The sequence below is a fragment of the Bacillus sp. MMSF_3353 genome (genome assembly GCF_030733445.1).
Lineage (GTDB): Bacteria > Bacillota > Bacilli > Bacillales > Bacillaceae_G > Bacillus_A > Bacillus_A wiedmannii.
This window is the reverse complement of the sequence record NZ_JASHJA010000005.1, coordinates 81,981-106,205: the sequence shown is the minus strand read 5'-3', so window position 1 is coordinate 106,205 and position 24,225 is coordinate 81,981. Positions and strand designations below refer to the sequence as shown.

Annotated in this window: 26 protein-coding genes and 2 pseudogenes; 8 read left to right on the top strand and 20 right to left on the bottom strand. The window is 34.0% G+C overall.

What is annotated here, in order from left to right:
* The first annotated feature begins 45 nt into the window (after positions 1 to 45).
* Complete coding sequence (locus RBB48_RS14015; RefSeq protein WP_306007776.1) at positions 46 to 1,047, top strand: LLM class flavin-dependent oxidoreductase; 1,002 nt, start codon at positions 46 to 48, stop codon at positions 1,045 to 1,047.
* Between the two features lie 45 nt (positions 1,048 to 1,092).
* On the opposite strand, the gene RBB48_RS14010 is transcribed toward RBB48_RS14015, so the two are convergent.
* The 3 genes from RBB48_RS14010 to RBB48_RS14000 form a co-directional block, all read right to left on the bottom strand.
* Positions 1,093 to 2,037: an alpha/beta hydrolase gene (locus tag RBB48_RS14010; RefSeq protein WP_097908270.1), complete on the bottom strand. Its 945-nt coding sequence runs from the start codon at positions 2,035 to 2,037 to the stop codon at positions 1,093 to 1,095.
* A 207-nt stretch (positions 2,038 to 2,244) separates the two neighbouring features.
* Complete coding sequence (locus tag RBB48_RS14005) at positions 2,245 to 2,700, bottom strand: DUF3939 domain-containing protein (protein ID WP_060490081.1); 456 nt, start codon at positions 2,698 to 2,700, stop codon at positions 2,245 to 2,247.
* Between the two features lie 107 nt (positions 2,701 to 2,807).
* Complete coding sequence (locus RBB48_RS14000) at positions 2,808 to 3,251, bottom strand: Dps family protein (protein WP_000105195.1); 444 nt, start codon at positions 3,249 to 3,251, stop codon at positions 2,808 to 2,810.
* A 241-nt stretch (positions 3,252 to 3,492) separates the two neighbouring features.
* Here RBB48_RS14000 and RBB48_RS13995 point away from each other — a divergent pair, with 241 nt between their 5' ends.
* Positions 3,493 to 4,533 (top strand): YkvI family membrane protein, encoded by a 1,041-nt coding sequence (locus RBB48_RS13995; protein ID WP_087982788.1) that lies wholly within the window; start codon positions 3,493 to 3,495, stop codon positions 4,531 to 4,533.
* A 36-nt stretch (positions 4,534 to 4,569) separates the two neighbouring features.
* Here the strand turns inward: RBB48_RS13995 and RBB48_RS13990 are convergent, their stop codons facing one another.
* The 5 genes from RBB48_RS13990 to RBB48_RS13970 form a co-directional block, all read right to left on the bottom strand.
* Complete coding sequence (locus RBB48_RS13990) at positions 4,570 to 4,938, bottom strand: DUF3979 family protein (RefSeq protein WP_000965083.1); 369 nt, start codon at positions 4,936 to 4,938, stop codon at positions 4,570 to 4,572.
* Positions 4,939 to 5,234: 296 nt separating this feature from the next.
* The gene (locus RBB48_RS13985; RefSeq protein WP_000539573.1) at positions 5,235 to 5,540 is read right to left on the bottom strand and encodes a hypothetical protein; all 306 of its coding nucleotides are present in this window, start codon (positions 5,538 to 5,540) and stop codon (positions 5,235 to 5,237) included.
* A gap of 195 nt (positions 5,541 to 5,735) precedes the next feature.
* Complete coding sequence (locus RBB48_RS13980) at positions 5,736 to 7,718, bottom strand: HAMP domain-containing methyl-accepting chemotaxis protein (protein ID WP_306007775.1); 1,983 nt, start codon at positions 7,716 to 7,718, stop codon at positions 5,736 to 5,738.
* Positions 7,719 to 7,924: 206 nt separating this feature from the next.
* Complete coding sequence (rsgA, locus tag RBB48_RS13975; RefSeq protein WP_088063100.1) at positions 7,925 to 8,974, bottom strand: ribosome small subunit-dependent GTPase A; 1,050 nt, start codon at positions 8,972 to 8,974, stop codon at positions 7,925 to 7,927.
* Between the two features lie 182 nt (positions 8,975 to 9,156).
* On the bottom strand, positions 9,157 to 9,684 hold the full coding sequence (locus RBB48_RS13970; RefSeq protein ID WP_262719801.1) for a DinB family protein: 528 nt from the start codon (positions 9,682 to 9,684) through the stop codon (positions 9,157 to 9,159).
* A gap of 196 nt (positions 9,685 to 9,880) precedes the next feature.
* Between RBB48_RS13970 and RBB48_RS13965 the strand changes: the two genes are divergently transcribed.
* Positions 9,881 to 10,228: a DUF4257 domain-containing protein gene (locus tag RBB48_RS13965; protein ID WP_060490074.1), complete on the top strand. Its 348-nt coding sequence runs from the start codon at positions 9,881 to 9,883 to the stop codon at positions 10,226 to 10,228.
* A gap of 84 nt (positions 10,229 to 10,312) precedes the next feature.
* Entirely contained in the window at positions 10,313 to 10,537 is a 225-nt protein-coding gene (locus RBB48_RS13960) for a hypothetical protein (RefSeq protein ID WP_000162604.1), read from the top strand.
* A gap of 45 nt (positions 10,538 to 10,582) precedes the next feature.
* Here RBB48_RS13960 and RBB48_RS31685 read toward each other — a convergent pair.
* The 3 genes and pseudogenes from RBB48_RS31685 to RBB48_RS13950 form a co-directional block, all read right to left on the bottom strand.
* Positions 10,583 to 10,769 (bottom strand): annotated as a pseudogene (locus RBB48_RS31685) (hypothetical protein).
* Between the two features lie 152 nt (positions 10,770 to 10,921).
* Positions 10,922 to 11,590, bottom strand: a complete 669-nt coding sequence (locus RBB48_RS13955) for an MFS transporter (RefSeq protein ID WP_306007774.1) — start codon at positions 11,588 to 11,590, stop codon at positions 10,922 to 10,924.
* A gap of 49 nt (positions 11,591 to 11,639) precedes the next feature.
* Positions 11,640 to 12,575 carry an aldo/keto reductase gene (locus tag RBB48_RS13950; RefSeq protein ID WP_088609004.1) on the bottom strand — a complete coding sequence of 312 codons (936 nt, stop codon included), beginning with the start codon at positions 12,573 to 12,575 and terminating at the stop codon, positions 11,640 to 11,642.
* A gap of 109 nt (positions 12,576 to 12,684) precedes the next feature.
* Here RBB48_RS13950 and RBB48_RS13945 point away from each other — a divergent pair, with 109 nt between their 5' ends.
* Entirely contained in the window at positions 12,685 to 12,993 is a 309-nt protein-coding gene (locus RBB48_RS13945; RefSeq protein ID WP_064474209.1) for an ArsR/SmtB family transcription factor, read from the top strand.
* A 305-nt stretch (positions 12,994 to 13,298) separates the two neighbouring features.
* Here the strand turns inward: RBB48_RS13945 and galT are convergent, their stop codons facing one another.
* From galT to RBB48_RS13925, 4 genes are all read right to left on the bottom strand, one after another.
* The gene (gene galT, locus RBB48_RS13940) at positions 13,299 to 14,795 is read right to left on the bottom strand and encodes a UDP-glucose--hexose-1-phosphate uridylyltransferase (RefSeq protein WP_306007773.1); all 1,497 of its coding nucleotides are present in this window, start codon (positions 14,793 to 14,795) and stop codon (positions 13,299 to 13,301) included.
* Between the two features lie 210 nt (positions 14,796 to 15,005).
* Complete coding sequence (locus tag RBB48_RS13935) at positions 15,006 to 15,956, bottom strand: serine protease (RefSeq protein WP_088063095.1); 951 nt, start codon at positions 15,954 to 15,956, stop codon at positions 15,006 to 15,008.
* Between the two features lie 275 nt (positions 15,957 to 16,231).
* The gene (locus tag RBB48_RS13930; RefSeq protein WP_048543174.1) at positions 16,232 to 16,519 is read right to left on the bottom strand and encodes an AbrB/MazE/SpoVT family DNA-binding domain-containing protein; all 288 of its coding nucleotides are present in this window, start codon (positions 16,517 to 16,519) and stop codon (positions 16,232 to 16,234) included.
* 115 nt (positions 16,520 to 16,634) lie between these two features.
* Positions 16,635 to 18,515 (bottom strand): ABC transporter permease, encoded by a 1,881-nt coding sequence (locus tag RBB48_RS13925; RefSeq protein ID WP_088063093.1) that lies wholly within the window; start codon positions 18,513 to 18,515, stop codon positions 16,635 to 16,637.
* A 270-nt stretch (positions 18,516 to 18,785) separates the two neighbouring features.
* On the opposite strand from RBB48_RS13925, the gene nadE reads away from it, so the two are divergent.
* The gene (gene nadE / locus RBB48_RS13920) at positions 18,786 to 19,604 is read left to right on the top strand and encodes an ammonia-dependent NAD(+) synthetase (protein WP_087982839.1); all 819 of its coding nucleotides are present in this window, start codon (positions 18,786 to 18,788) and stop codon (positions 19,602 to 19,604) included.
* Between the two features lie 45 nt (positions 19,605 to 19,649).
* On the opposite strand, the gene RBB48_RS13915 is transcribed toward nadE, so the two are convergent.
* The 4 genes and pseudogenes from RBB48_RS13915 to RBB48_RS13900 form a co-directional block, all read right to left on the bottom strand.
* Positions 19,650 to 20,111 carry an NUDIX hydrolase gene (locus RBB48_RS13915; protein WP_046954986.1) on the bottom strand — a complete coding sequence of 154 codons (462 nt, stop codon included), beginning with the start codon at positions 20,109 to 20,111 and terminating at the stop codon, positions 19,650 to 19,652.
* A gap of 30 nt (positions 20,112 to 20,141) precedes the next feature.
* Positions 20,142 to 20,340: pseudogene (locus RBB48_RS13910) on the bottom strand (DUF4083 domain-containing protein).
* A 99-nt stretch (positions 20,341 to 20,439) separates the two neighbouring features.
* Positions 20,440 to 21,600, bottom strand: a complete 1,161-nt coding sequence (locus RBB48_RS13905; protein ID WP_088063092.1) for a transglutaminase domain-containing protein — start codon at positions 21,598 to 21,600, stop codon at positions 20,440 to 20,442.
* A 145-nt stretch (positions 21,601 to 21,745) separates the two neighbouring features.
* Positions 21,746 to 22,498 carry a YwqG family protein gene (locus tag RBB48_RS13900; RefSeq protein ID WP_088063091.1) on the bottom strand — a complete coding sequence of 251 codons (753 nt, stop codon included), beginning with the start codon at positions 22,496 to 22,498 and terminating at the stop codon, positions 21,746 to 21,748.
* A gap of 224 nt (positions 22,499 to 22,722) precedes the next feature.
* On the opposite strand from RBB48_RS13900, the gene RBB48_RS13895 reads away from it, so the two are divergent.
* On the top strand, positions 22,723 to 22,893 hold the full coding sequence (locus tag RBB48_RS13895; protein WP_098082482.1) for a YjcZ family sporulation protein: 171 nt from the start codon (positions 22,723 to 22,725) through the stop codon (positions 22,891 to 22,893).
* A gap of 87 nt (positions 22,894 to 22,980) precedes the next feature.
* Positions 22,981 to 23,946, top strand: coding sequence for a patatin-like phospholipase family protein (locus RBB48_RS13890; protein WP_000686805.1), 966 nt, complete (start codon positions 22,981 to 22,983; stop codon positions 23,944 to 23,946).
* 109 nt (positions 23,947 to 24,055) lie between these two features.
* Here RBB48_RS13890 and RBB48_RS13885 read toward each other — a convergent pair whose 3' ends face one another.
* Positions 24,056 to 24,223 (bottom strand): DUF3933 family protein, encoded by a 168-nt coding sequence (locus tag RBB48_RS13885; RefSeq protein WP_087982849.1) that lies wholly within the window; start codon positions 24,221 to 24,223, stop codon positions 24,056 to 24,058.
* Positions 24,224 to 24,225: the final 2 nt, after the last annotated feature.

The window sequence follows — 24,225 nt, the reverse complement described above, 5'->3', positions numbered from 1 at the left end:
GTAAATATATAATAGGATGTACATTAAGATTGAGAGGTATATTCTATGATCAAATTAAGCGTATTAGACCAATCACCTATTTCAGATGGTAGTACAGCAGCCCAAGCTTTTTCACATACAGTTACACTTGCGCAAGAAGTTGAAAAACTCGGATATACACGCTTTTGGGTATCGGAGCATCACAACTCTGTCAGCCTTGCTGGTTCAAGTCCTGAAGTACTTATTTCACATATTGCAGCAAAAACAGATCGTATGAGAGTGGGTTCAGGTGGTGTTATGTTGCCGCACTATAGCCCATATAAAGTTGCTGAGAATTTCCGTGTTTTAGAAGCGCTTTATCCAAATCGTATTGATCTTGGTGTCGGCAGAGCACCTGGTGGTATGCCAATTGCAACTCGCGCACTTCAAGAAGGCAAAATGGTCTCACTTGATCAATACCCAGAACAAATTGCAGATGTTGCAATGTACTTACATGATCAAGTACCAGAAAACCATCATTATGCAAATTTAAAGGCTACTCCTGTCATTCCAACATCTCCCGAGATGTGGATGCTTGGTTCTAGCGGAGAGAGTGCAATGATTGCCGCAAAACAAGGTGCTTCTTTTGCATTCGCACAGTTCATTAACGGATACGGTGGCCCTGAAGTAATGAATGCTTATCAAGAACAGTTCCAACCTTCTTATTTAGGAGATAAACCAAAATCAATCGTCTCTATTTTTGTTATTTGCGGAGAAACGAATGAAGAGGCGGAAAAAATTGCTTCTAGTTTAGATTTATCAATCTTATTACTAGAACAAGGAAAGCGTACAACTGGTACTCCTTCTATCGAAACTGCACAAAATTATTCATACAGCGCTTATGATTTATTCCGTATAAAAGAAAATCGTCAACGTATGATCGTCGGTGATCCATCTTCTGTGAAAGAACAAATCGTAAACTTAAGCAAAGCGTACAATACTGATGAATTTATGATTGTCACAATTACTCATCGATTTGAAGATAAATTGAATTCTTATCGCTTACTAGCAAATGCTTTTCATTTATAATGACAAAAGGGAGATACATCAATTATGATGCATCTCCCTTTTTTACTACTTATTATTTTTGTCGTCTATATATTCAATAGCTTCTTTTAATAGTTCATCAAAATCCTTAGGATAATCATGATTTAAATTGGGTATAACTTTAAACTCATGTTCTATATTCTTATCTCTTAATAATTGTACAAATTGCTGCGTACATTCGAAACAATCTTCATCTTGATCCCCACACACTATATATCCCTTTATATTTTTATTCTGTAACACTTCCAACAACTCATTCCATTCTTCAATCTCTGGAAGCCACGGCGCCACAAAAATAAAACCATCTACATCTATATCTTTTTGTAAAATTGTATACAAAGCTACTCTTGCGCCAGCAGAAAAACCACCAATTATTACACTTTCTACTGTATGATTTTCTATAAACATAACGTAATGCTCTTTTAATTCCTCTTTCCCTCTATGTTTATCATCCCAAACAAATCCATCTGAAAACTGAATTTGCGAAGATTGTGGTAAAGCTAACGTATAATCTTGTGTCAAAACAGATTTCCAATATGGTTCTATTATTTCTATATTTTCTTGATCCCCGTGCATTGCAATAAATAGTTTTCCTTCTTTATTGCTGTCTAAATATTTCACGTCTGCTCGTTCTGTTTTCTTTGCTAATTCTTCTCTTTCTTTACATAATTGAACCATTTTATGAAACTCTTCAAATTTATGTAGTGGTGTTAAATCATCGTCCGAAATTAAATACTCATTTCCGTACCAAAATCCATTGTCTATAATAGCTTCCTTCATTATCTGTAACGCTTCTTCTTCAAGCCCCGCTGCACTCGCTAGCGCATATTTAAAATTATATATTTGCGCTTTATTCCCCACTACACCTTTAGCATGCTCCATTATATAAGTGTACGCTTCCAAACTCCCTTTATTTGCGTAACAATGTAACGTTTCATTTAATAATTGAATGTAAGTCATACTATTTTTCATACATCCATTCCCCCGTAATCTTTTATAATATTTATTTCTCAAACCTTTATACCATTCTGTAATCACTGTATATAACTCACGCTAACAATACTTAATCATTACTTCTCTTCGTCCAATAAGTTTAGTATAAAATTTAATAAACTGAAAAATCAATATTTTACTAAACAAAAAAAGACAACAATATATTTATTGTTGTTTTCAATACATCTACCCACTCTTTTGTTTTTTTCTGTCTGGTTTACTTGAAACTAAATAGTGTTTTTCTGAAATATATAAGTCTCTTTTTAATATACGATTTAAATACGGCCCTAATTTCATCCCGCATATAAGGCGATCTTCACTACCTTCAACAATTGGAAACATTTCTTTTTCTGTTACGTATTGATCTACTGCTTTTTGTACGATATCAATTTCTTTAACTAGGTTTAGATTTTCTTCTGTATGTTCAAATACCTCAAGCGTTTCCTTCGTAATAAGAAAACTATTTGTTGGAAATGCAAGTAAATACGGCTTTAACAAATCATAATTTACTGTATAATCATCATTTACTAATACTGTATAAACAATATTAGCATTCGTTTCTAGAAACTTAGCCATCGCTTGTTCTAATTCATCTTTCGTAATTTCACGCTCTTCTTTTCCAGTTCTGAAAAAGCGAAACATTGCATCGCCTCCTTTTTACTATATTATAGCATAAAAGAAAACTGAAAAATGACAAAAAAAGCCATTGAAAGAATTTTTCAATGACTTTTTTCTTTATATACTTATATTTATTTTAAGAACGCACTTAGCATCCATACATGTTGTTCTAATGTTGTATGAATCGCTAACAACATGTCTGCTGATGTTTCATCGCCAGCTTCGCCAGCAACTTCCATACCTTCTTTTAATTCTTGAATAAGTGCAGAGTAATCATTCACTAATGTTTGCACCATTTCTTCTGCAGATTCCTTGCTTGTCCCTTCACTCACACTAGATGTTGCAAGATATTCTTTCATTGTCGCTAGCGGTTTACCTTCCAACGCTAAAATACGTTCTGCTAATTCATCAATATTTGTTCCAGCTTCATTGTAAAACTCTTCAAATTTCTCATGTAACGTAAAGAAGTGTGGTCCTGTCACATACCAGTGATAATTATGTAGTTTCACATATAACACATTCCAGTTTGCTACCTGCTTGTTTAATACTTCAACAACATTTGTTTTCGTACTCATACAATCCACTCCTCTTATCATTTCATAATGTTTATCTTTTAATAACCTAGTTACATGTTACCATACATTTCCTATCCTTTCGAACGATTGGCTCATATGTAACAAAGTTTTAACACCTTTAATACTTCCCTAATATCTTTTAATTCATGTATGTTTTCAAACACTTCATACGTCTAATTGTCCAAGCTCATACATATGCATAATAGTAAATCAAGCTCATCGTAGTAGAAAGAGGGATAACATGGACAATCAACAATGGCAAGTAGCAAAGAAGGTCGCTGCTACTTATATTGGAACAGTCGTTGGAGCTGGATTTGCTACTGGACGAGAAATCGTTGAATTTTTTACAGTGAACGGATTATATGGAACAATTGGCATATGTGTAAGTGGATTTTTTTTTATTTGGCTTGGCACAAAGATGATGTTACTTTCATCACAAATCGGTGCATTTTCAGCGCAAGAATTTAACAAATATTTATTTGGGGATGTAGTTGGCAATGTTGTAAACACACTATTATTACTCGTATTATTTGGTGTAACGAGCGTTATGTTATCAGGAGCTGGGGCGGTATTTGAAGAGCAACTTCGTTTACCAAGACAACTTGGTATTTTCATTATATTGATCGCCTGTCTCATTATAGGTAGTCGCGGATTACAAGGGGTTTTTGAAGTTAATACACTTGTCGTACCTATTATGATGATTTTTATTATCGGACTTGCTATTACAACTTTTTTTCACGGTACAACTCCTATTAGTGACACTATTCCTGCAGAAAGCTGGAATATGAAGTGGATTACTAGTCCTATTACATATGTCGCCTTAAATCTTTCTCTCGCCCAAAGCGTTCTCGTCCCGTTAGCCAGTGAAGTAAAAGATCGAAAGGCCATTTTATGGGGCGGTATTTTAGGCGGTGCAGGACTTTCTTTAATTTTATTATGTAGCCATTTAGCTATTTTATCAGTCGATCAATTTTATCAATATAATATCCCAATGGCTGAAGTCATAAGAAAATTCAATGCAACTTTTCACTTTTTCTTTGTTCTTATCATTTTCGGTGAAGTGTTCACAACTTTAGTTGGTAATGTGTTCGGAATGACAAAACAAATTCAATCCATCACCAGATGGAAAAGTAACAATATTATTTTCTTCATTTTACTAATTAGTTATTGCTTTAGTTACATTGGTTACAGTGAATTACTCCACATTCTATATCCTATAATTGGATGGGTCAGCATCATTTTACTGCCAATTATTGCTTTTAAACAACTTCAAAAAACATAAAAGAAGCATCCATGTTATTGGATGCTTCTTTTATGTTCATTCACAATCATCGCATACTTCCCAGTACGGCCCCATTTCGAGTGCTAAATATGGCTTTAATTGCAACCGAATCATCCGACTAGGCATACGTTCTAAAACGAATTGAATTCCTTCTTCCTCTTCGTCTAATTCAACTTTTGAAATCGCAATTCTTTGCATAGTAGAAATAGGCATTCCATCTTTATATAAAGTGATTTTCACCTCATCATATTCATTAAAATACAATTCAACACTCATTTGATTTTTCAACAGTTCATCAACAATTTCATATTTATCATTTCGTTCCTGGATTATATATTTCCAGCCGCCTCTACCTTCTTCTTTCGGAGCTGCTTGAAATAATGTCATCAAATCCTCGTATAGCATAAGATAACCCCTCTCTTACTAAAAAACGATGAGTATTTTATATACCCTTTATCTCTATCACTATCCATATGTATTGTACCATATATCGTCGTTTTTACCGTATTCATTTGCTTCATAATTGCATGTAAAACACCTGATTCTCTTCATTATTATATGAATTGTCTCTCATTATATTTCTTAATATGCTTCTAACGCTTTCCAATCATATCAAACATAAGTAAATGCACTCTTTGTCCATCCTCCGCTTAGTATTTCCTTACAATCACAAAAAAGAAGAGTGACTTTTATCACTCCCCTTAAAAGAATTTCCCCGTAGCTACTAACGCTAATACTAGTATTAAAATTGTAAATAATAATGATACGATGAAACTAAAAATAGGTAATGCTTTCTTTTCATTCTTCTTAAAGAGTAACTTTAAACTAAGAAAGATGTTTACTGGTACAAGTATAAAATAAAAATATTTAACAATTTGCACCGAACTATTCGAAAGTGTTTTTAAAATAAACACTTCAATTAGAAAGACAATAAAAAATGAAATACTTAACCAAAATGAGACATAACTAAGCCAAGAATGTCTTTTGGTACCCCAATAAACTCCCATAGTAATCTCCTTTATTTGCATTTTATACGATTATAATTATACACAAAGCAAACAAATACCTCTATTTTTCGACAAATATCATACAAAATATACCTTTAAATATTATAAAGATACTCTCAATCTCATTTCATTTTACATAATAAAAACAGACTACTCCAATAGCATACTGCTATTTTGGAGATAGTCTGTCCTCTGTTAAACTTTAAATCTTTCAATTAACCCTTGTAACTCTTCAGCCATTTGAGATAATGTACCAGCCGCCGAACTAATCTCCTCAATGGACGCTAGTTGTTCTTCTGCTGATGCTGCAACGTTTTGAGTACTTGTCGCATTGTTCTGTGCTGTCATTGCAATTTGACCTACTGAAATAGACACTTCATTTGCACCTTTTGACATCCCGTTAGCCGTTTCAACCATCGTTTTAATTTGATCTGCAATTTCATTTGTAGATAGTAAAATCTCAGTAAAGTTTTGCTTCGTTTCATTCGCAATAACAAGTCCAGATTGAACTTCTTCATTTACATGCCCCATTGATTTTACCGTCTTACTCATGTCATCTTGTATTTCACATATTAATTTACTAATTTCACTAGAAGATACACTAGACTTCTCCGCCAATTTACGTACTTCATCTGCAACAATCGCAAATCCTCTTCCGTGCTCTCCTGCTCTTGCAGCTTCAATTGCCGCATTCAAAGCTAGAAGATTCGTTTGATCTGCAATATTTTGAATGACTTCTAGTATGTCACCAATTTGTTTTGATTTATTATTTAGCAACTGTATAACTTCATCTGATTGTGAAACAGATTCTGCAATAGACTGCATTTGATTTACTGTTTTTCCTACTAGTTTCCCGCCATCTTCTGCTTTTTCACGAGTATGAGCAGAAGCCATACTAATTGATGATGAACTATTTGCTACATGCTGAATTCCTTCTGTTACATCAAATAATAACATTGCACCATTTTCTACGCTCGTTGTTTGCGTTGTTGCCCCGCTCGATATTTCATCCATTGCCATTGTAATTTGCTCAGTTGCTTCACTCGCTTGTCTTACACTTGCCGTTAGCTCTTCTGATGCTGCTGCAACATGTCCAGCCGACGTATTAATTCTTCCAATTAACGTTCGCAATGCATCTGTCATCTCATTGAATCCTTTTGCAAGTTGGCCAATTTCATCATTAGAATAAATCTCGATTGTTTGCGTTAAATCTCCCTCACTTATTTCTTTAGAAGTAGCAACTAATCTTTTTAATGGCTTCGTTATAGAAAGTGTCACAAAATAAATAAGTGCTCCGCCTATAACTAATGAAATGAACATAACAATTAACATATTATAAAATACAGGCTGCGCAGCTTCAATTATTTCATTTGAGTACATCGTTCCACCGATTTTCCAACCTGTTTTTACATTTGTAGCAAATACCATTTGTTTTTCGCTGCCATCATACATATATGAAAAAGCACCATGGTTATCTTCATAAATTTTCTTCGCCCAAGAATCAGCTGCTTTTTCTCCTGATTTTTCTTGAGGATGTGCAATTATTTTTTGTTTTCCATCTAAAATGAAAGCATATCCCTTTTTACCGATATTGATTAACTTTGTTGTTTTTAATAAATTATCTAAACTTAAATCTATTGCTACAACACCGTTTTTATCTTCTGCTTGTTTTGCAATCGTTACGACAATATGTCCATTTCCTTGCGCCTTATATGGCTCAGTAACGACAATACCCCCTTGTTTTGCCACTGCATCTTTATACCAAGAACGTTCTGTTGGATCATAGTCTGCTGCCATTTGTATATTTGGTTCTTGCACAAATTTCTTATCATTCCCAGCAAAGTATACTTGTTCAACATCTTTATTCAAATTAATATATTGAGATAACATTTTTCTTAATTCATCTTGATTATCCCCTTGATACATATTACCTTGAATCACCCGTGCAAAATTATTTACATCATTAAATTTCGCCTCAATCATTTGATTGATTAAATTATCTAATATTTTTATATTGTCGTGAGCACTGCTCGTAATTTGTGATTCAAAGTTCTTTTTAGCTGTTTGATAAGACATGCCTCCAATAATAGAGACAGCCGCAATTAAAATGACAAAAAACGAAATTAGTAGTTTTTTTGCTACTTTCATATCACGAAACCAATTTAATAGTCTACCCATTACAAACCTCCTGCTTTTCAATTTCAATAGTTAAATCTAGCGAGTTGTAAACATTTCCCATCCCTAAATTATTATTTTCATAATCTATTACGATGAATACTTTGTAAAGTTTAAACAATTAAATTCCCTTTGTCTATATATTTGAATAATATTATTATAAAATTTACAAATACAAAAAAAGCCAAAGGGAACCACCCTTTGGCTTTTCATATTTTTTTATGCTGTTTAGAAATCTTTTTCCACTTATCACGCTCTGCTCTCGCAAGAATAGCATCTTGTTTTCTCATAAAATACGCCAGTTCTCTTTGTAATTTTTTATAGCTTTGCAAACGATTTATCGTAATAATTCCGTTATCAATTGCACTATGCACTGCGCACCCTGGCTCATTTTCATGTTTACAATCCCTAAAACGGCACGTTTTTGCTAATTCTTCAATATCAGAAAATGTTGTTTGAATTGCATCGCTTCCTTCCCAAAGCTGTAGCTCCCTCATACCCGGAGTATCAATAACTAAACCACCACTCGGTAATCGGAACAATTCACGATGAGTTGTCGTATGCCTTCCTTTACTATCTTCCTCACGAATATCTCCCGTTTTTGCTACTTCAAGTCCTATGAGTGCATTTAACAAAGTGGATTTTCCAACCCCCGATGACCCGACTAAAGCAATTGTTTTTCCTGAAGAAACAAATTGCTGCAGCGATTCAATACCAGTATGCTTTAAACTATCAACGACGAAGATCGGAACACCAATTGCCACAGCTTCCGTTTCAACAATTTTCTGTTCCACGTCTTCACATAAGCTACTCTTTGTTAAAACAATAACAGGCATTGCACCACTTTCATACGCTAATAGTAAATAACGTTCTATTCTTCTTACGTTAAAATCATGGTTAAGTGCATTTACTAAAAATAGATAATCTACATTTGCTGCTATTACTTGTTCTTCCGTTCGATTACCAGCCTCTTGTCTAGAAAAAGAGCTTCTTCTTTGAAAAATACGATGAATAATTGCTTTCTTTTCATTCTCTATTTTCTTTATATACACCCAATCACCAACCGCTGGATAATCTCCCTTCGTTACTGCTTCATGCCGAAACTTTCCAGACAGCTCTGCCATATATTCACCATCATTACAAATAATTCGATATATATGTTTATGCTCTAGTAAAATACGCCCTACTTCAAAGTTCTCTACAGCTTGTTCTTCAAAAAAAGAATCCCAGCCGAATGATTCTAAAATATTTTGATTCAAATTGATATCCTCCCTAGTTTAAGCTAAGCGGAAGGATCGTGCGCTCACTTATACAGTCTCGCCCTTTCCATCCACCTTTGTATTTGGTTTATGATTCATATACGTTATTTTCACCATAATACATCACCCCGTTCTCATTTTAATTACTCTCATTATATGGAATATTTATTTAAAAAGCTACCTTATTTAACGCAATTTTCAAACATTTTATTTTTCATCATTCTAATTTGTCCACGATGACTAATCTCATCTTCTAGCACATGAAACCACAGATAGTGCTGGTTATACGCTACACCGTTAGGCCACTTTCTTTCTGACATAAGCCATTCATCATCTTGTTCATTCAAATACTTCAGAGATTCTTCTCGAACACTTTGTAGAATTTGTATATAATACTGTATTTCATTACCACGGATTGTTCTCCCCGCTTTCCCTAAATACAGTGCGTCTTCCCATATTTCTAATTCTTCTTTTGTAAAGTCGCGCTCTTGAAATGAAATAAGTTGATGGGCTTTTTCTACAGCTGCTATATGCTTTAGTAACGCTCCGATGGAATTCCCTCCACTCGTCATAATGAAATCTACTTGCTCAACTGATAGATCGTTTATTTCCTGTAATGTTACAGCCCTCGTATGCTCCAGCATGCTTACTAATTCCCCTATATTTTTTGTATAACCATCCATACTTCTTATTCGATAATCTATATTCATCTCACGCACCCCTTTCTACATTCATATTAAGGAATAACCGCTTCATATAATAGACTGAAATATGTCAGATTTTTCTGTTATAATTAAATTGAATACGTAATAAACCCAAACAAACTTTCTCAATATGCTTCTATGAAATATTAAAAGGAATCAATATAAAAGAATCGAATCTTATTCACTAAAAGGAGTGGATTCGATGGAAATGTATCAATGGCTAACCGCTATACTCGTTGGTGGCATTACCGGTTTCGTTTCCCATCTAATCAATAACCAAGGTAAGTTATTGCTTCCACGCCGTTTGAAAACTTTTTTTCACTTTGGGTTTTTGACTGATATTTTCACTGGTAGTCTAGCTGCACTTCTTGGACTCGTTTTATTCGATGTTACCTTAATAAAAGAAATTATTAAAGTATCCATTGTGACTGCTATTTCCGGTCAGACTTTCTTACTGCACCAAGCGCTTGGTGGTGAGCAGGCTAAAAATAAACAAATTGGGAAAGCTGATGAGAAGATTCAAGAAATTGACAAATTATTACGACGTTAGTCTATACTTTCTTTAAAAATTATTGCTATAATAAACAATAAATATTTTCTATTGCGTCGTTTGTCAGAAGAAAGGGTGTTTCGTATGACAAAAAAGAAAATAGAAGATTTCTTAACAAACACTGAAAAAGAGGAACTGCTAGAAAACTATAAATGTTTACGAGAAGCCCGCACAAAAAGCGAAGCTAATTATTTTGGTGAAGCAGTAGACCATCTATTAAATAAAGCAAAACAACGAATTATTAAAGATGCAGGCATACATGATGAAAATGCAGCAACAGTTCAATCAAAGAGAAAAGCACTGTTTTAGTTACATTAGCTAAAACAGTGCTTTTTATTTAGAATTTTTTCACAGCTATTTCACATCTATTTCACAAATATAAGTAGTCCTATATGCTAAACTAAGTATATCCTTTTCCAAGGAACTATATGCCGATATATGAATCCCTATCTCTGTAGGGATTTTTTATTTTTGGATTCCTCATAACTTTATTACGATACCTTTATACTATTTGTCTATTTTCTTTAATCTCTGCACTCAAAGATCCCTTTGTATTATTACTCTTCTAATATTGATTTCATATGTGGTTTCTAACTGCTATTTTCATTGATAGACTAACTGCACTTCTTGCACTCGCTTTATTTGATGTCACCTCAAAAGAGGAGATATAGCTCTTTTTTATTTGTACAGGCTTTATGATACAATTCCTGTTTCACTATCTTCATTAAGCTTTTCACTTTTTCTAAACAAAAATAAAGCTCCTATATATAGTAACGCAGTAAAACTACCTATAAGTATAAAATTGTGAGATGCTGCAAATAGCAGTCCTGCTATTGCCGCTCCAATCATTTGACCAATATACATAGAAGCATTAGCAAGCGCGGCTCCTGTTCCTCTTGCTACACTAGATATGTTTTGTAAGTGCCTCATCATTAATACAAACAAAATTCCTGTCACAAAAAACAAAACAAAGAACAATAACTCCACCAATATAATGTTCTTTACATGAGGAAGTAATACATATAGCACTGCTGTAAATATAATTCCACCATAGAAAGAAAGGTTATAACCAATTTTATTTGTGATTCTAGGGCCAAAAATATTACCAGCTAAATTCCCTAATCCTAATATAAGCATAGTTGTACCTACTTCATGAACTTGTAAGCCAAATTGAATGGACAGCCATACACCAAAAAATGAAAATGCAGCGTATCCTAAAGCATATGAACTCACCATCCACCCTGACAGCTCAGTTGAAACATGATACACCTTCTGTAATGTCGGTAAAAGTGGTGAAATTAAGAAAGTATCTGTACCTATCATAAACATGATCGTAAAGAATACAGCTAGTACTCTTTTCATTTAAACCTTCTCCTTTTATATAAAAAGAGGGAAGTCCCCCTCTTCTCAACTAATCTTCTAAAATAGATTTAATTTCTTCCATAACCTTTTCATTCAATGAAACTTCCACCGCTCTTACACTTTCTCTTATTTGCTCCGCTCGTTTCCCACCAGGAATAACAGTATCAATGCCTTTTTTATTTAATAGCCATGCTAAAGCTAAATGTGATACTTCAAGATTCATTTCTTTAGCTAAACCTTTTAACTTCTCAACTTTTTTAAAGTTACTCTTATATGTATTTTCTTCAAATAGATTTACACTTTGACGCCAATCGCCTTCGTTTAATTTAAAATCTTCTGTATATTTTCCACCTAGTATCCCAAAAGCAAGAGGCCCGTATGGTATAAATGAAATACCTGATTCTATACAATACGGCAAAAGTTCTTCTCCAGCAGTACGATCCAACATATTATACGGTGATTGTACAACATCTATTTGTTCGTGCTGATTCGCTGCTTTTAATTGCTCTACGTTTACGTTAGATATTCCAATTGCACGAATTTTACCTTCTTCTTTTAGACGAGCAAGCTCTCCAATTGAATCTATGTAACTTGTTTCTGGATTTGTAAAATGTAAATAATATAAATCAATATAATCAGTTTGTAATCTTCTTAAGCTATTTTCCACAGCATTTCTTAAATAGCTTCGTTCATTATTAATATAAACTTCTCCATTTAATAACGGCTGTATTCCACCTTTTGTAGCAAGTACAACTTCTTGACGTTTTCCTTTCAATACTTCTCCTACCAATTCCTCTGATCTACCGAGACCGTATGAATCCGCTGTATCAAAAAATGTAACCCCTCGCTGGATAGCTTCTTCTATTAATCGTTTTCCTTCTTCTTCGTTCACATTAGCATATAAATTATGCCCCCCTACAGCGTTTGTTCCTAACCCCAACTTCGAAATATGTAACCCTGCCTTTTGTAATTTTGTATATTTCATTTTTTCTCCCCCTATATTTCTATTGTTCGAACATATTCGAACAATAGAAATATACCACTTTATATGTTATAGTGCAAACTATATTAACTGATACAAGTAGGTGAAAAAAATGCGTACTCTTTATCATCCAAACCGAGAAGAAATTCAATTCTCTTCAGTCTTATACGCACTTAGCGATCAAATTCGTTTACAAATTGTAACAATGCTATTAGAGAAAAATGAACAATCTTGTGGTGCGTTAAACATTCCAATTGCGAAATCAACTTTATCTCACCATTTCAAGGTTTTACGTGAATCCGGTGTTATGTATACACGCATTGAAGGAACACAACGTTTCATTTCAATTCGTGAAGATGACTTACATGCTAGATTCCCTGGTTTATTAGACGTCGTATTACATGCGACAGAACCATACTAAAAACATCTCATATTCATATGAGATGTTTTTTAGTATGGTTCTATTCTTTTAATAAAATGCAACTTTAATCAGAAGGAACTTTGTTCATCACACACTAGAAATATATACGCTTCATTCTTTTTCACTTTATTTTTGTACTGGATCCTTTGGACACTTTAATTATTTGATTACATTTTATACACATCATTAATATAGGGCCGCCTATCTGTTTCAATTCCTGTAGTTGCTTATGCTCACACTCCTCCATATTATTACCTCCCTTATCATATAATTAGGTCATTTTGTAATCACCATCACTACTAAGTTCATTCCTTATTTAACCTCTGAATAAAACGTTTAAATGCCGATATCCCTTCGTCATCTCGTTTAAAAACGCCAGCATCTTCAAGCGCCTGTATAAATTTCTGTCCTAATTCTGCTCTTACTATCTCCTGTACATTTTGTTCATGTATCCGATGGTAATATTTGATTTTTAATTGTTCAGCCCATCGTATATGAAGCGTTGGAATATCACTTGGAATGTTAAGTAAGAATTTTTCCACTTCCTGAAGTTCTGTTTTTAAACGCGCCGGAAGTACTGCTAACCCCATTACTTCAATTAGACCGATATTTTCCTTTTTAATATGCTGTATTTCCGCATGAGGGTGGAAAATACCTAACAAATGTTCTTCACTTGTACGATTGTTCCGCAAAACAAGATCCAATTCGTACATACTATTCCGGTAACGAGCAATCGGAGTTATCGTATTATGTGGAATATCATTCGTAAATGCAAATATATTAACAGATGGATCACTATATCCCTTCCACCTCTCTAATATGTACTCCCCTGCATTTACTATTTGTTCTATGTCTTTACTTCTTAAGCGAATAACTGACATAGGCCATTTAATAATAGAACATTGCATTTCTGGAAAGTTAGTTAGTTCAAAAATTAGGTCGTTTGATGCATTTGCCATAGCAAATTCATAGTTTCCACCTTGATAATGGTCATGTGTTAGAATAGATCCTCCTACAATAGGCAAATCAGCATTAGAACCAAGAAAATAATGCGGGAATTTTTCTACAAATTTTAACAAACGTAAAAATGTTTGACGGTCAATTTTCATATCACGGTGTTCTGAAGACAATACAATACAGTGTTCATTGAAATATATATACGGAGAATACTGTAGAAACCAGCTTTCATCTGTAAGATTCATACGAATCATACGATGATTCGTGCGTTCTGGATGTCCAATTCTGCCTCTATATCCTTCATTCTCAATACAGAGTAAACATTTTGGATAATTTGTACTTTCCAATACTCTCTCTCTAGCAATTTGTTTCGGGTCTTTTTCCGGTTTTGATAAGTTAATCGTTATATCAATGGGTCCATATTCCGTATTTACTTTATAATTTATATTTTTGGCAATTTGCTTCATTTGGATATAGTTGCTGTTTTTACTTAACTCATAGAAGTAATTTGTCGCAGCCTTCGGATTTTGTTCGTATTTTTCATAAAATAGAGAATTGATAACGGACGGTTTGGACATAAAAACATCCATAATTGCACTTGCTAAAACCTCCTTCTCGTCCATTACTGTCTCAATGACTTTATGCATACAAGCATATTCAATTAACTCTTCCAATAACTCCGAAATTGCTTTCTTTGCGGGCGCGGGCGCTGACGCTTCCACTACAAAGTCATCTAAACGAAGTAAGGAAAGGATTTGATTCCTTGTATATATTTCATCTTCTTTTTCAATCAGTTGAACTTCAATAGCACGATCAATTAACTGCTGGATAGCTTGATATATCATCAGTATATACCTCCTCTAACCTTATAGCGGTTTTCGTTGTTACGATGCCAGTTCTATGTACCTTTTATCATTTTATGAACAGATCTATGGGATAACCACCACCCTAATAAACATTTCATGAAAAAGAAATAAATACTAGATTCCACGATATATTCGACAAAGCCATACAAAAAAACATCTCATAAAATTATGAGATGTTTTTAGTATTTGCTATTCTTTTAATAAATCTATTAATCCATTCCCTTCAGATGTACGTTCATACCCTAAAGGTACAGTTCTTTTAATAAGTTGTGCATATATTTCTGGCTCTGATAACTTTCTACCATATTCTCTCTCACACTGCTTAATGAGCAATGCCAGCGCTCCAGCGACATGCGGTGTCGCCATAGAAGTTCCACTTAATACCGCATATTTCCCTTCAGGATACGTAGATAATATTTCATCACCTGGCGCCACTAAATCAATTTCTTGATTCGAATTACTAAAACATGCGATTTTCCGTTCTAAATTGACAGCGCCGACTTCAATTACTTCGGAATAAGCACCTGGGAAATCTAGTTCCTCTGTATTATCATTACAATCTCCATTATTCCCAGCAGCACATACGACGAGAACATCTTGCTTTACTGCATTTTGAATCGCTTCATGTAATTCTGGAACGTCCTGCGGGCCACCAAGTGACATTGAAATAACTCTAACTCTTTCTTTATTAGGCCCTCTCCAATTTACAGCATAATGAATCGCCTCAATAATTTGCTCATAACTTCCAGAACCATCTCCCGCTAAAACCTTTAACACTAACATTTTAGCAAGTGGTGCAACTCCTAAAACACCGACACCATTTTCAGTCGCTGCAATTGTCCCCGCTACATGAGTACCGTGTCCGTTATTATCAAGATAAATATTTGGATCCCCTTCGTAATCTTTCGTGAAATTTCTTCCACCGATAATGCGATCCTTTAAATCTATATGATTCACATCACAACCTGTATCTAATACGGCAACAACAATATCATTTCCTTTCGCACTCTTCTCCCATACTTGTGGAGCATGAATGAGTTGTACACCTGGTGGAATTTCATTTACTTGTTCAACCACCTTATCTACTGTAAAAGGAATCAATTGTATACCTTTTTGTTTATTCGCTGTACTACTATTCATCGTAATCCCTCCTGAAAATATATTATTTTCATTTCAGACCACTTTTGAAAAGGTTTAAATGTAACATTCGTTTTATTCGTTTCGTTTTCCTTCCTTAAAAATATTTCTCAATATAGCTTACTAATTCTATACTACTCTTTTTATTTATCTCGTAATTTTTATTCACCAAAAATTCGATTGGTACAACCAATAACCAAAATAAAAGGACCAATTTAATGGTCCTTTCATAGTTTTTAAAGAATGATATGAAATTTTAAAAATAAAATAAATTAAGACTAAGCCTCACTCTTATTTAAAAACTTCTCTATTTCTTTTATTAAATGTTTCGCTCCATCTATACTAACAGTAATGTTTCCATTTGCTAATGATATGTTTTGATTTGAAACATCACCTGTTATTTGACAAGCATTGTAAGGTTGATATTTTTGTAAAATGACTTTATCTTCTTCTACGAAAATTTCAAGTGGTGATTTGATTTGTATTCCTAATACTTCTCGTAACTCTTTAGGAATAACAATTCGTCCTAATTCGTCTACTTTTCGAATAATTCCTGTTGCTTTCATATTACTCCCCCCTTACTTTCTATTAATTTTTCCACCTCGCTCTTTCCATTTTATCACTTTTTGGTAATACTTGTATCTTTTTAGAAAATTTTGTACTCAAGTTAAAAATACACATTTAACTAATACGTAATCTCTCTTTCAATTGTTTTAAATAACGAGATCGTATGAATAAGAAATATACAACTTGAATTCCTACGAAAACACTTAATACAATCGCATTTTCTTTAAATAATGAGTACTCAAACATCTGTCCCAGTGCAGTTAACGCTACTGCCCCGTGTAATGTTGCAACACCTATTGGAACGAAGAATAATAGTGCTAATCGAATTGTAACTACTTTCGATAATTCTCCGCTCGTTAAACCTACTTTTCTAATCATTTCAAACAAACGAGTATCATCCTCTAAATCAGAAAACAAACGGAAGTAAAGGAAGCTTCCTGCACATACGAAAAATACTATACCAATAAAGAAACCTACAAATAAAATTGGTCCTGCTATTTGTAAACTTTGGTTTTGTTCGTACTCTTCTGCACTAAACGTTGCATGTTCTTCATAAGTCTTCATTTGATGAGTAAGCTCTTTACCAACCTCTATTTCATCTTTCGTTCCTTCTGTTTTGTACACATAATCTTTTTCCTCTTTAAATCCATCTTGTAATGCATCATATTGATTTTTAGAGATTACATAAACGTTACCTCTTAGTATTTTACTTAATGAAGAAGTATTAACTTTTTTCACTTTTAAAGATTCATTCAAATGTGGTAAAGTAATTTCTTTTCTTTCTTTCATCGGTGGGCCTGGTATATCGACTGATAAAAATAAAGCTTCTTTATTTGCTACAGTTTGAAATGGTTCTCCTGTTAACTTCGCATATTCCTTATAATCTGATTCTTTTATGAAAATAGCACTTCTTAACGACTGCTCCTCCGCCCTTTTCGTTGAAATAGTAGCTTTAGAAGCTGTTATACTATGTTTCTTTAATCCTTCATCAATCATCTTCAAATGCTGTGATTCATTACTATTTCCTTGCTTAGAATGATACTGAAACGCAATTGGTCTCTCCATAATCCCTTTCGTCATGGACGTGAAACCTACTAATGTACCTATTGCTGAAAATGCTACAGTTGAAATAATAGTTACAATAAAGAACATTCTGGCGTTGTCTCTCATACGGTAAGCTAAATCTGATAACGTAACAATATTTGTCTGTGTCCAATAGAAACGTTTACTTTTTTTACATAGTCTAATAATAAAGACACTCAACTGCTTGTACAGCAAATATGTACCAATAATGACTACCGTTGTAACAGGAATCATCATGACAAATACCATTGCACCGTGTGACATAAGCGCTCCCGCATATCCCGCACTAAGCAATATGACCGCTAATATAGAAGAAATAATGGAAGCTTTCGGTTCCGGCTTCGCTTCTGCTGATCCTCTAAACAATTTCATAATTTTATTTTTCCGAATCATTCCTGCACTAAACAATGAAATGATCATAAATAATACGAAAAACATAATGCTCGTTACAACAATGGCTTTCATTGGTATGTAATAAGCTAAGGAAATATCTAATTTTAATATCATCGGAGCTACAAATATTAACATTCCGGAAAATAGCATTCCTGCAAGTATTCCAAAAATAATAGCCCCTATCCCAATCATAATATTTTCAAAGAAGATAAGACGCTTTAATTGATATTTCGTCATACCTAACATCATTAAAATTCCTAATTCACGCTTTCTCGTTTTTAAAAACATTCCCATCGAATATAAAATAAAGAAAAACGTAAATAAGTAAATAATGGACTGTGCAAAAGACATACTTACGAATACGTATCGTCCCAATTCTCCAGCACTTAATGCGGGATGAAACGCAAAAAATGAATAAACAAAAAAGGCCATAATGGCAAATGCACTACTTAAAAAATATGCTGAGTATGTTCGTCTATTTCGTGTTACATTTCGATATGCGAGTTCTCTAATGTTCATATTCCTTCTCCACCCTTCTACTAACTATGTTCTTATATTAGTAAAGTCCGGAAATACCTTCCATCGATTCAAATGACAAAAACCTTACATTATTGAAAGGTTTAAAAAAAATTGCTTAAACGAAAGAGTTTCATTATAATGACTACATTCATATTCATACACGCATCCTATTGTATATTCGTTAGTTTTGCGAAATAATAAAGGATAGAAGTATGTACCAATATACATATAAACTTATTTACCGCTTTAATATGAATAGGAGGAAACATAATGACATTACAAGAACAGATTATGAAAGCATTACATGTTCAGCCTGTAATTGATCCGAAAGCAGAAATCCGTAAACGTGTTGATTTCTTAAAAGATTATGTGAAAAAAACAGGTGCAAAAGGATTTGTACTTGGCATTAGTGGCGGACAAGACTCTACATTAGCTGGACGTTTAGCTCAGCTTGCAGTGGAGGAAATTCGTAATGAAGGTGGTAACGCAACGTTTATCGCCGTGCGTCTTCCTTATAAAGTGCAAAAAGACGAAGATGATGCACAATTAGCATTACAATTTATTCAAGCTGATCAATCTGTTGCATTTGATATCGCTTCAACAGTTGACTCTTTCTCAAACCAATACGAAAACTTATTAGGTGAATCATTAACAGATTTCAATAAAGGTAACGTGAAAGCACGTATCCGTATGGTTACACAATATGCAATTGGAGGACAAAAAGGTCTACTTGTTATCGGAACTGATCACGCGGCAGAAGCTGTTACAGGATTCTTTACAAAATTCGGAGATGGTGGTGCAGACCTATTACCATTAACGGGTTTAACGAAACGTCAAGGACGTGCTCTTTTACAAGAATTAGGTGCGGATGAGCGACTTTACTTAAAAATGCCAACTGCTGATTTATTGGATGAAAAACCAGGTCAAGCTGATGAAACGGAGTTAGGTATTTCGTATGATCAACTAGATGATTATTTAGAAGGTAAAGCAGTTCCAACTGACGTTGCAGAAAAAATTGAAAAACGTTACACAGTGAGCGAACATAAAAGACAAGTTCCAGCATCAATGTTTGATGATTGGTGGAAATAAATAAAACATAAAAAAGAAGCTAATCTCATTAGCTTCTTTTTTATGTTAACGATACACCCCTACTCTTTTCTCTAGTAAGTCCTGTAAACAATCCTCATGTTGTTGATTAAACAATGGTGGCATTTTGTTTAGCGGGAAAAACTTCAATTCCAACGTTTCATCACCGTCTACTTTTTGCTCTCCACCGGCAATTGAGCATGAAAAGAATATTAAAATTGACTGGGCATTATCTCCATTTGGATATGCTTGAAAATATTTTGTATACACCCCGATAAGCTCATTTATTTCCACGTCATAACCTGTTTCTTCTTTTATTTCTCGAATCGCGGTTTCTGCGGCAGATTCTCCAATTTCCATTGCACCGCCAGGAAATCCCCAAGCGTTAAAATCACCTCTTTTTTGCAGTAATACTTCTCCATGTTCATTCAACACACAACCACCCGCAAAGTTTATGAGAACACAGTCGTGACCTACTTTTTCACGTAATTCTTTTATATAATTAGCCATCCTCTTCCCCTTTTCATACATCTTCTATCATTATTTCTTATCTTTTTCAAGCAATTCAATCATTCGATCTAGCTTATTATTCATATTAATTACATGTTGTTTTTTTGCAGCGCTGTTTTTGCAATAATTTTCTAAGGAACAAAGTAAATGATAGGAAAAACAAAACGATAAGTCCGATTACTAAACAAGTATATATCAATGTAAAAATATTACTTTCGAACAAATTCATTCAAATCCCACATCCTTCCTTTTTATATTTTATCACACAATTCTGTTTTTTGAAGTGATACATAATAAAAAGAGCACCTTTTACAGATGCTCTTTTTAATTAATAAGTAAATGTAATTGTCGCTAATGAATAATCTGCCATCGCACTATATGGTGCTACTTCATAAGATACACGTTTTGCACCTTTTGGCCAATTTATTTCATTTAACACTTTCTTTATATCTTGCATTGTTCCATCCATCGATTGCTTATATCGTACTTCTACCTTTTCTGGCTTAGAAGCGAATTGTTGCTGTAATTTTTTCTTAAATTCACTATAATTATCTGCCCCGTATTGTGCAGACAAATATTTTAAATTTGTTTCTTTTAACATTTGTTCATACGCAGCAGTCTTTGAACTACCCGTTTTTATTTTGTTTGTTAATTCATTAAAGTAACTTGCAGTTGCCGCCGGATATTTACTACGATCCCATTCATGATCTTTACTTAATTGCTCATCAGACATATTAAAATATGAATATGTTACACGCCCAGCTTTATCTGGTACTGGATCATCGAATGTCGTATCAATGTGGTACCATTTGTTTTCAATGTTTACTAAATTCCATGCATGAGCTTGTCCATTCCCTGTGCCTGTTACAATATGATTTTGAATACCTGCTTCTTTTAACAACTCATACGTTAATAACGTATAGCCTTGACAAACGGCAGAACGATTCGCTAATGCTTCATATGCTGTATACGCTTTATAAGACGTATCATAAGATACATGTTTTACAACATAATCGTGAATAACTTTTACTTTCTCATGCTCATCCATCCCTGTTTTTACAATTGAACCGATAATTGCTTTTGCCTGAGATTTTACATATTGTGTTTGCTCTTTTGATTCACGGTATTTCACTTGCAATGTAAACGTATAGTTTCCTGGTAACCCTTTAATAGAATATTTAGTAGACGCTACATTATATTTTACATACTCATCTGCATCTACAATTTTATTAAACTCGCCATACAATTGGTCCATAACATTTCTAGCATTTCTATCTTTCTTTTTATATGTGATTGTAATATTTTCTTCTCGATTATCAACCTGTTTTTTTAATTCTTTTCGGAAATCATCTAATAGCTTTGCATCTGATTGTGTTGTCGCTACAGACGGATTCGTAGCTGCATAAGATACCGTTGACGCGTGTAAGCCTCCCATTACTATAGTTGAACAAAGCAGGGTAGCTGTCACATACTTACTTGTCTTTCTCATCTCGTCACTCCTTACATTCTATAACTATACGAAAAAGTATCGTATAGTTTCAGAGTATACAATACTTTTCCGTATAGGTCATATGAGATTATGCATATTTAACATTGTAAAAAGGTTGTTCTTTTTACAAGAACAACCTTTTTCATTAACAAGTTTGTAATACACAACACGCATTTTCAAAACGTCGATTTTTTAAGTCTTCATTTCCAATACAGAAATAAAGCATTCCTAAATCTCCCCACATCATATTACAATTTTTAGTATCTGAATCGATTTGGAATAAAAGCGTCATTTGCTGCGGGTCTATCCCCATATATTCTCCTGTCTCATATAATACTTCCTCTTGTACAGAGAATGGTTCACCAAACATTTGATGGTTATCATAGTTGTCTGGGATTAGTTCTTCAAGCAATTGTAAGAAACGATCTGAATCAGCCTCATCTTCAATGAAAAGCTCTGGCAATTTATATGTCAGTTCAAAAGTAGTTGCACACTGGTTATAATTTGTTTGCAATTCATCTGCTCTTCGTAATTGCTCTACAGGAACATCATAATAAAGTACACGCCCCGCTTCAGTTGGATTCACATCTTCTTCAAAGTAATTTTCAATGCTAAAGAAATATAACATCCCTGTCTTAGGAAGATTGTGACCCATACCAACATTTTGTAAATCATTTAAATTAAATTGAGCGATAAATTGTAATGGATTTCCTTTGTGCATTGGGTATTCCAATGTAGCTGGCAAGTCAGGAACTCCTCCCATTTTCGAACTACCTACCGCAACTGTTTCCTCCTGCTTTGGCACAACTTTTACACAAGGAAATACAGTGTGAATAAGTTCCTCTTTTAAATGTGTCAGCCCATATTTATCAATTAATACTTCAATTTGTTTATTCATAAATTCTCCTTATATTTACATACTTATTTGTATCATCGCACAAAAATTATACTCCATTCTTTGTAAAAACAACAAGCCTCCAAAAAAACGGGCTCTTCCTCCATACGCGAACAAGTTTAAAAAAGCATAGTATACATTGTTCCTACAAACACGATAGTTCATTATTTCTTCCAGTACATTTTCCCCTCGTTCATTTTTATTTTTAATTTAAGGAGGAATTCCACATGGGTTACGGATATAGTTGCGGCGGTTACGGTGGTTACGGTGGTAGTTGCGGCGGTTACGGCGGTTACGGTGGTGGATGTGGTTATGGAGGTTTCGCTTTATTAATCGTTTTATTTATCCTTCTAATCATCATCGGAGCTAGCTGTTGGGGCGGCTTTGTAGGCTGCTAGTAAATTTAAAAACTATTGTAAAAAAGCACGTACAATACGTGCTTTTTTGCCATTTTCAAATCTTTTATTCGAAAGGAAGTATGATTAATGAAGATTGATGGTGTTTTTGAGGGGGGCGGTGTACGCGGAATTGCGCATGTAGGGGCAATTTGCGCGTTAGCTGAAAAAGGCTATGAATGGGAACGTGTAGCTGGAACATCAGCTGGTTCCATTATCGCTGCGCTCCTAGCAGCAGGATATTCTTGTTCAGAGTTAAAAACGATTATAACTGATATCGATTATAATAAATTTACGAAGAGAACCTTTATTGACAGAATCCCCTTTATCGGAAAAGGATTAAGCGCATGGACTACTCTTGGTATTTACTCTAATATATTTATAGAAGAATGGATTGAAGAATTACTTCGCAAAAAAGGAGTTCACTTATTCACAGATTTACCTGATTTAAATAAGCTTAAAATTATTGCTTCTGATATAAGTAATGGTAAAATGGTTATCTTTCCTGATGACTTACCAAATTACGGATTTTTAAATTATCGCTTCTCTATTGCTAAAGCTGTAAGAATGAGTAGTACAATCCCCTTCTTCTTTGAACCGGTAAAATGGAGAACCCCTAAATGGAAGCAACCTTGTTATATGGTTGATGGAGGGATTTTAAGCAATTACCCAATTTGGATTTTCGACTCACCTTCCTCTCCTCGCTGGCCAACATTTGGATTTCATTTCGTAAAAGATGAGATTCAAGCTGATCCTGCCCATTATAACGAGCCTATCTCCATGTTCAAAGGACTTTTTAAAACAATGATGCAAGCCCATGATTTACGTCATTTAGATAAGGAATCAAAAGCAAGAACGATTACAATTCCAACAGGATCCATTACAAGTACCAACTTTGAGTTAACAAAGGAAGAAAAAGAGTGGCTTTACAATTCTGGTTATAACGCCGCAAATAAGTTTTTACAATCTTGGAACTTCAGACAATATATTGATGACTATAGAAACGGAAATCAGGACCGAAAAACAAATCGGTATTTCCGTCAACTTGACTCATAATACTATTATTTTTCATACGAGAACACGTAACGCTTTCAAAAAAAATAAGCCTAGTAATATCATAGATTACGAGGCTTATTTACTTCCTGCATAAATTATTATACGTCTCTTAAGGATACGTTAACCCTTTAGCTTCTTCCGCAGTAATAACGGTATATCGATTTCCCGTTCGTAACCCTAACAATTCTGCTTTTTCAATTGCATCCTGCTTCGTCTCCGCATAAGCAGCTAAATATTTTTCTCCATTAATAATTTGGCAAATTACGTATTGTTTCATTA

What these genes read in the sequence shown, in the direction of transcription:
- RBB48_RS13905 (WP_088063092.1), bottom strand. Translation starts at nt 21,600, where the DNA reads ATGAGAAAGACAAGTAAGTATGTGACAGCTACCCTGCTTTGTTCAACT.
- RBB48_RS13885 (WP_087982849.1), bottom strand. Translation starts at nt 24,223, where the DNA reads ATGAAACAATACGTAATTTGCCAAATTATTAATGGAGAAAAATATTTA.
- RBB48_RS13925 (WP_088063093.1), bottom strand. Translation starts at nt 18,515, where the DNA reads ATGAACATTAGAGAACTCGCATATCGAAATGTAACACGAAATAGACGA.
- RBB48_RS13970 (WP_262719801.1), bottom strand. Translation starts at nt 9,684, where the DNA reads ATGAATATAGATTATCGAATAAGAAGTATGGATGGTTATACAAAAAAT.
- RBB48_RS13990 (WP_000965083.1), bottom strand. Translation starts at nt 4,938, where the DNA reads ATGCTATACGAGGATTTGATGACATTATTTCAAGCAGCTCCGAAAGAA.
- RBB48_RS13945 (WP_064474209.1), top strand. Translation starts at nt 12,685, where the DNA reads ATGCGTACTCTTTATCATCCAAACCGAGAAGAAATTCAATTCTCTTCA.
- RBB48_RS14010 (WP_097908270.1), bottom strand. Translation starts at nt 2,037, where the DNA reads ATGAAAAATAGTATGACTTACATTCAATTATTAAATGAAACGTTACAT.
- RBB48_RS13955 (WP_306007774.1), bottom strand. Translation starts at nt 11,590, where the DNA reads ATGAAAAGAGTACTAGCTGTATTCTTTACGATCATGTTTATGATAGGT.
- RBB48_RS13965 (WP_060490074.1), top strand. Translation starts at nt 9,881, where the DNA reads ATGGAAATGTATCAATGGCTAACCGCTATACTCGTTGGTGGCATTACC.
- RBB48_RS13935 (WP_088063095.1), bottom strand. Translation starts at nt 15,956, where the DNA reads ATGAATAGTAGTACAGCGAATAAACAAAAAGGTATACAATTGATTCCT.
- galT (WP_306007773.1), bottom strand. Translation starts at nt 14,795, where the DNA reads ATGATATATCAAGCTATCCAGCAGTTAATTGATCGTGCTATTGAAGTT.
- RBB48_RS13960 (WP_000162604.1), top strand. Translation starts at nt 10,313, where the DNA reads ATGACAAAAAAGAAAATAGAAGATTTCTTAACAAACACTGAAAAAGAG.
- RBB48_RS14005 (WP_060490081.1), bottom strand. Translation starts at nt 2,700, where the DNA reads ATGTTTCGCTTTTTCAGAACTGGAAAAGAAGAGCGTGAAATTACGAAA.
- RBB48_RS13985 (WP_000539573.1), bottom strand. Translation starts at nt 5,540, where the DNA reads ATGGGAGTTTATTGGGGTACCAAAAGACATTCTTGGCTTAGTTATGTC.
- RBB48_RS13900 (WP_088063091.1), bottom strand. Translation starts at nt 22,498, where the DNA reads ATGAATAAACAAATTGAAGTATTAATTGATAAATATGGGCTGACACAT.
- RBB48_RS13915 (WP_046954986.1), bottom strand. Translation starts at nt 20,111, where the DNA reads ATGGCTAATTATATAAAAGAATTACGTGAAAAAGTAGGTCACGACTGT.
- RBB48_RS13890 (WP_000686805.1), top strand. Translation starts at nt 22,981, where the DNA reads ATGAAGATTGATGGTGTTTTTGAGGGGGGCGGTGTACGCGGAATTGCG.
- RBB48_RS13980 (WP_306007775.1), bottom strand. Translation starts at nt 7,718, where the DNA reads ATGGGTAGACTATTAAATTGGTTTCGTGATATGAAAGTAGCAAAAAAA.
- RBB48_RS14015 (WP_306007776.1), top strand. Translation starts at nt 46, where the DNA reads ATGATCAAATTAAGCGTATTAGACCAATCACCTATTTCAGATGGTAGT.
- RBB48_RS13930 (WP_048543174.1), bottom strand. Translation starts at nt 16,519, where the DNA reads ATGAAAGCAACAGGAATTATTCGAAAAGTAGACGAATTAGGACGAATT.
- RBB48_RS13995 (WP_087982788.1), top strand. Translation starts at nt 3,493, where the DNA reads ATGGACAATCAACAATGGCAAGTAGCAAAGAAGGTCGCTGCTACTTAT.
- RBB48_RS13950 (WP_088609004.1), bottom strand. Translation starts at nt 12,575, where the DNA reads ATGAAATATACAAAATTACAAAAGGCAGGGTTACATATTTCGAAGTTG.
- nadE (WP_087982839.1), top strand. Translation starts at nt 18,786, where the DNA reads ATGACATTACAAGAACAGATTATGAAAGCATTACATGTTCAGCCTGTA.
- RBB48_RS14000 (WP_000105195.1), bottom strand. Translation starts at nt 3,251, where the DNA reads ATGAGTACGAAAACAAATGTTGTTGAAGTATTAAACAAGCAGGTAGCA.
- RBB48_RS13895 (WP_098082482.1), top strand. Translation starts at nt 22,723, where the DNA reads ATGGGTTACGGATATAGTTGCGGCGGTTACGGTGGTTACGGTGGTAGT.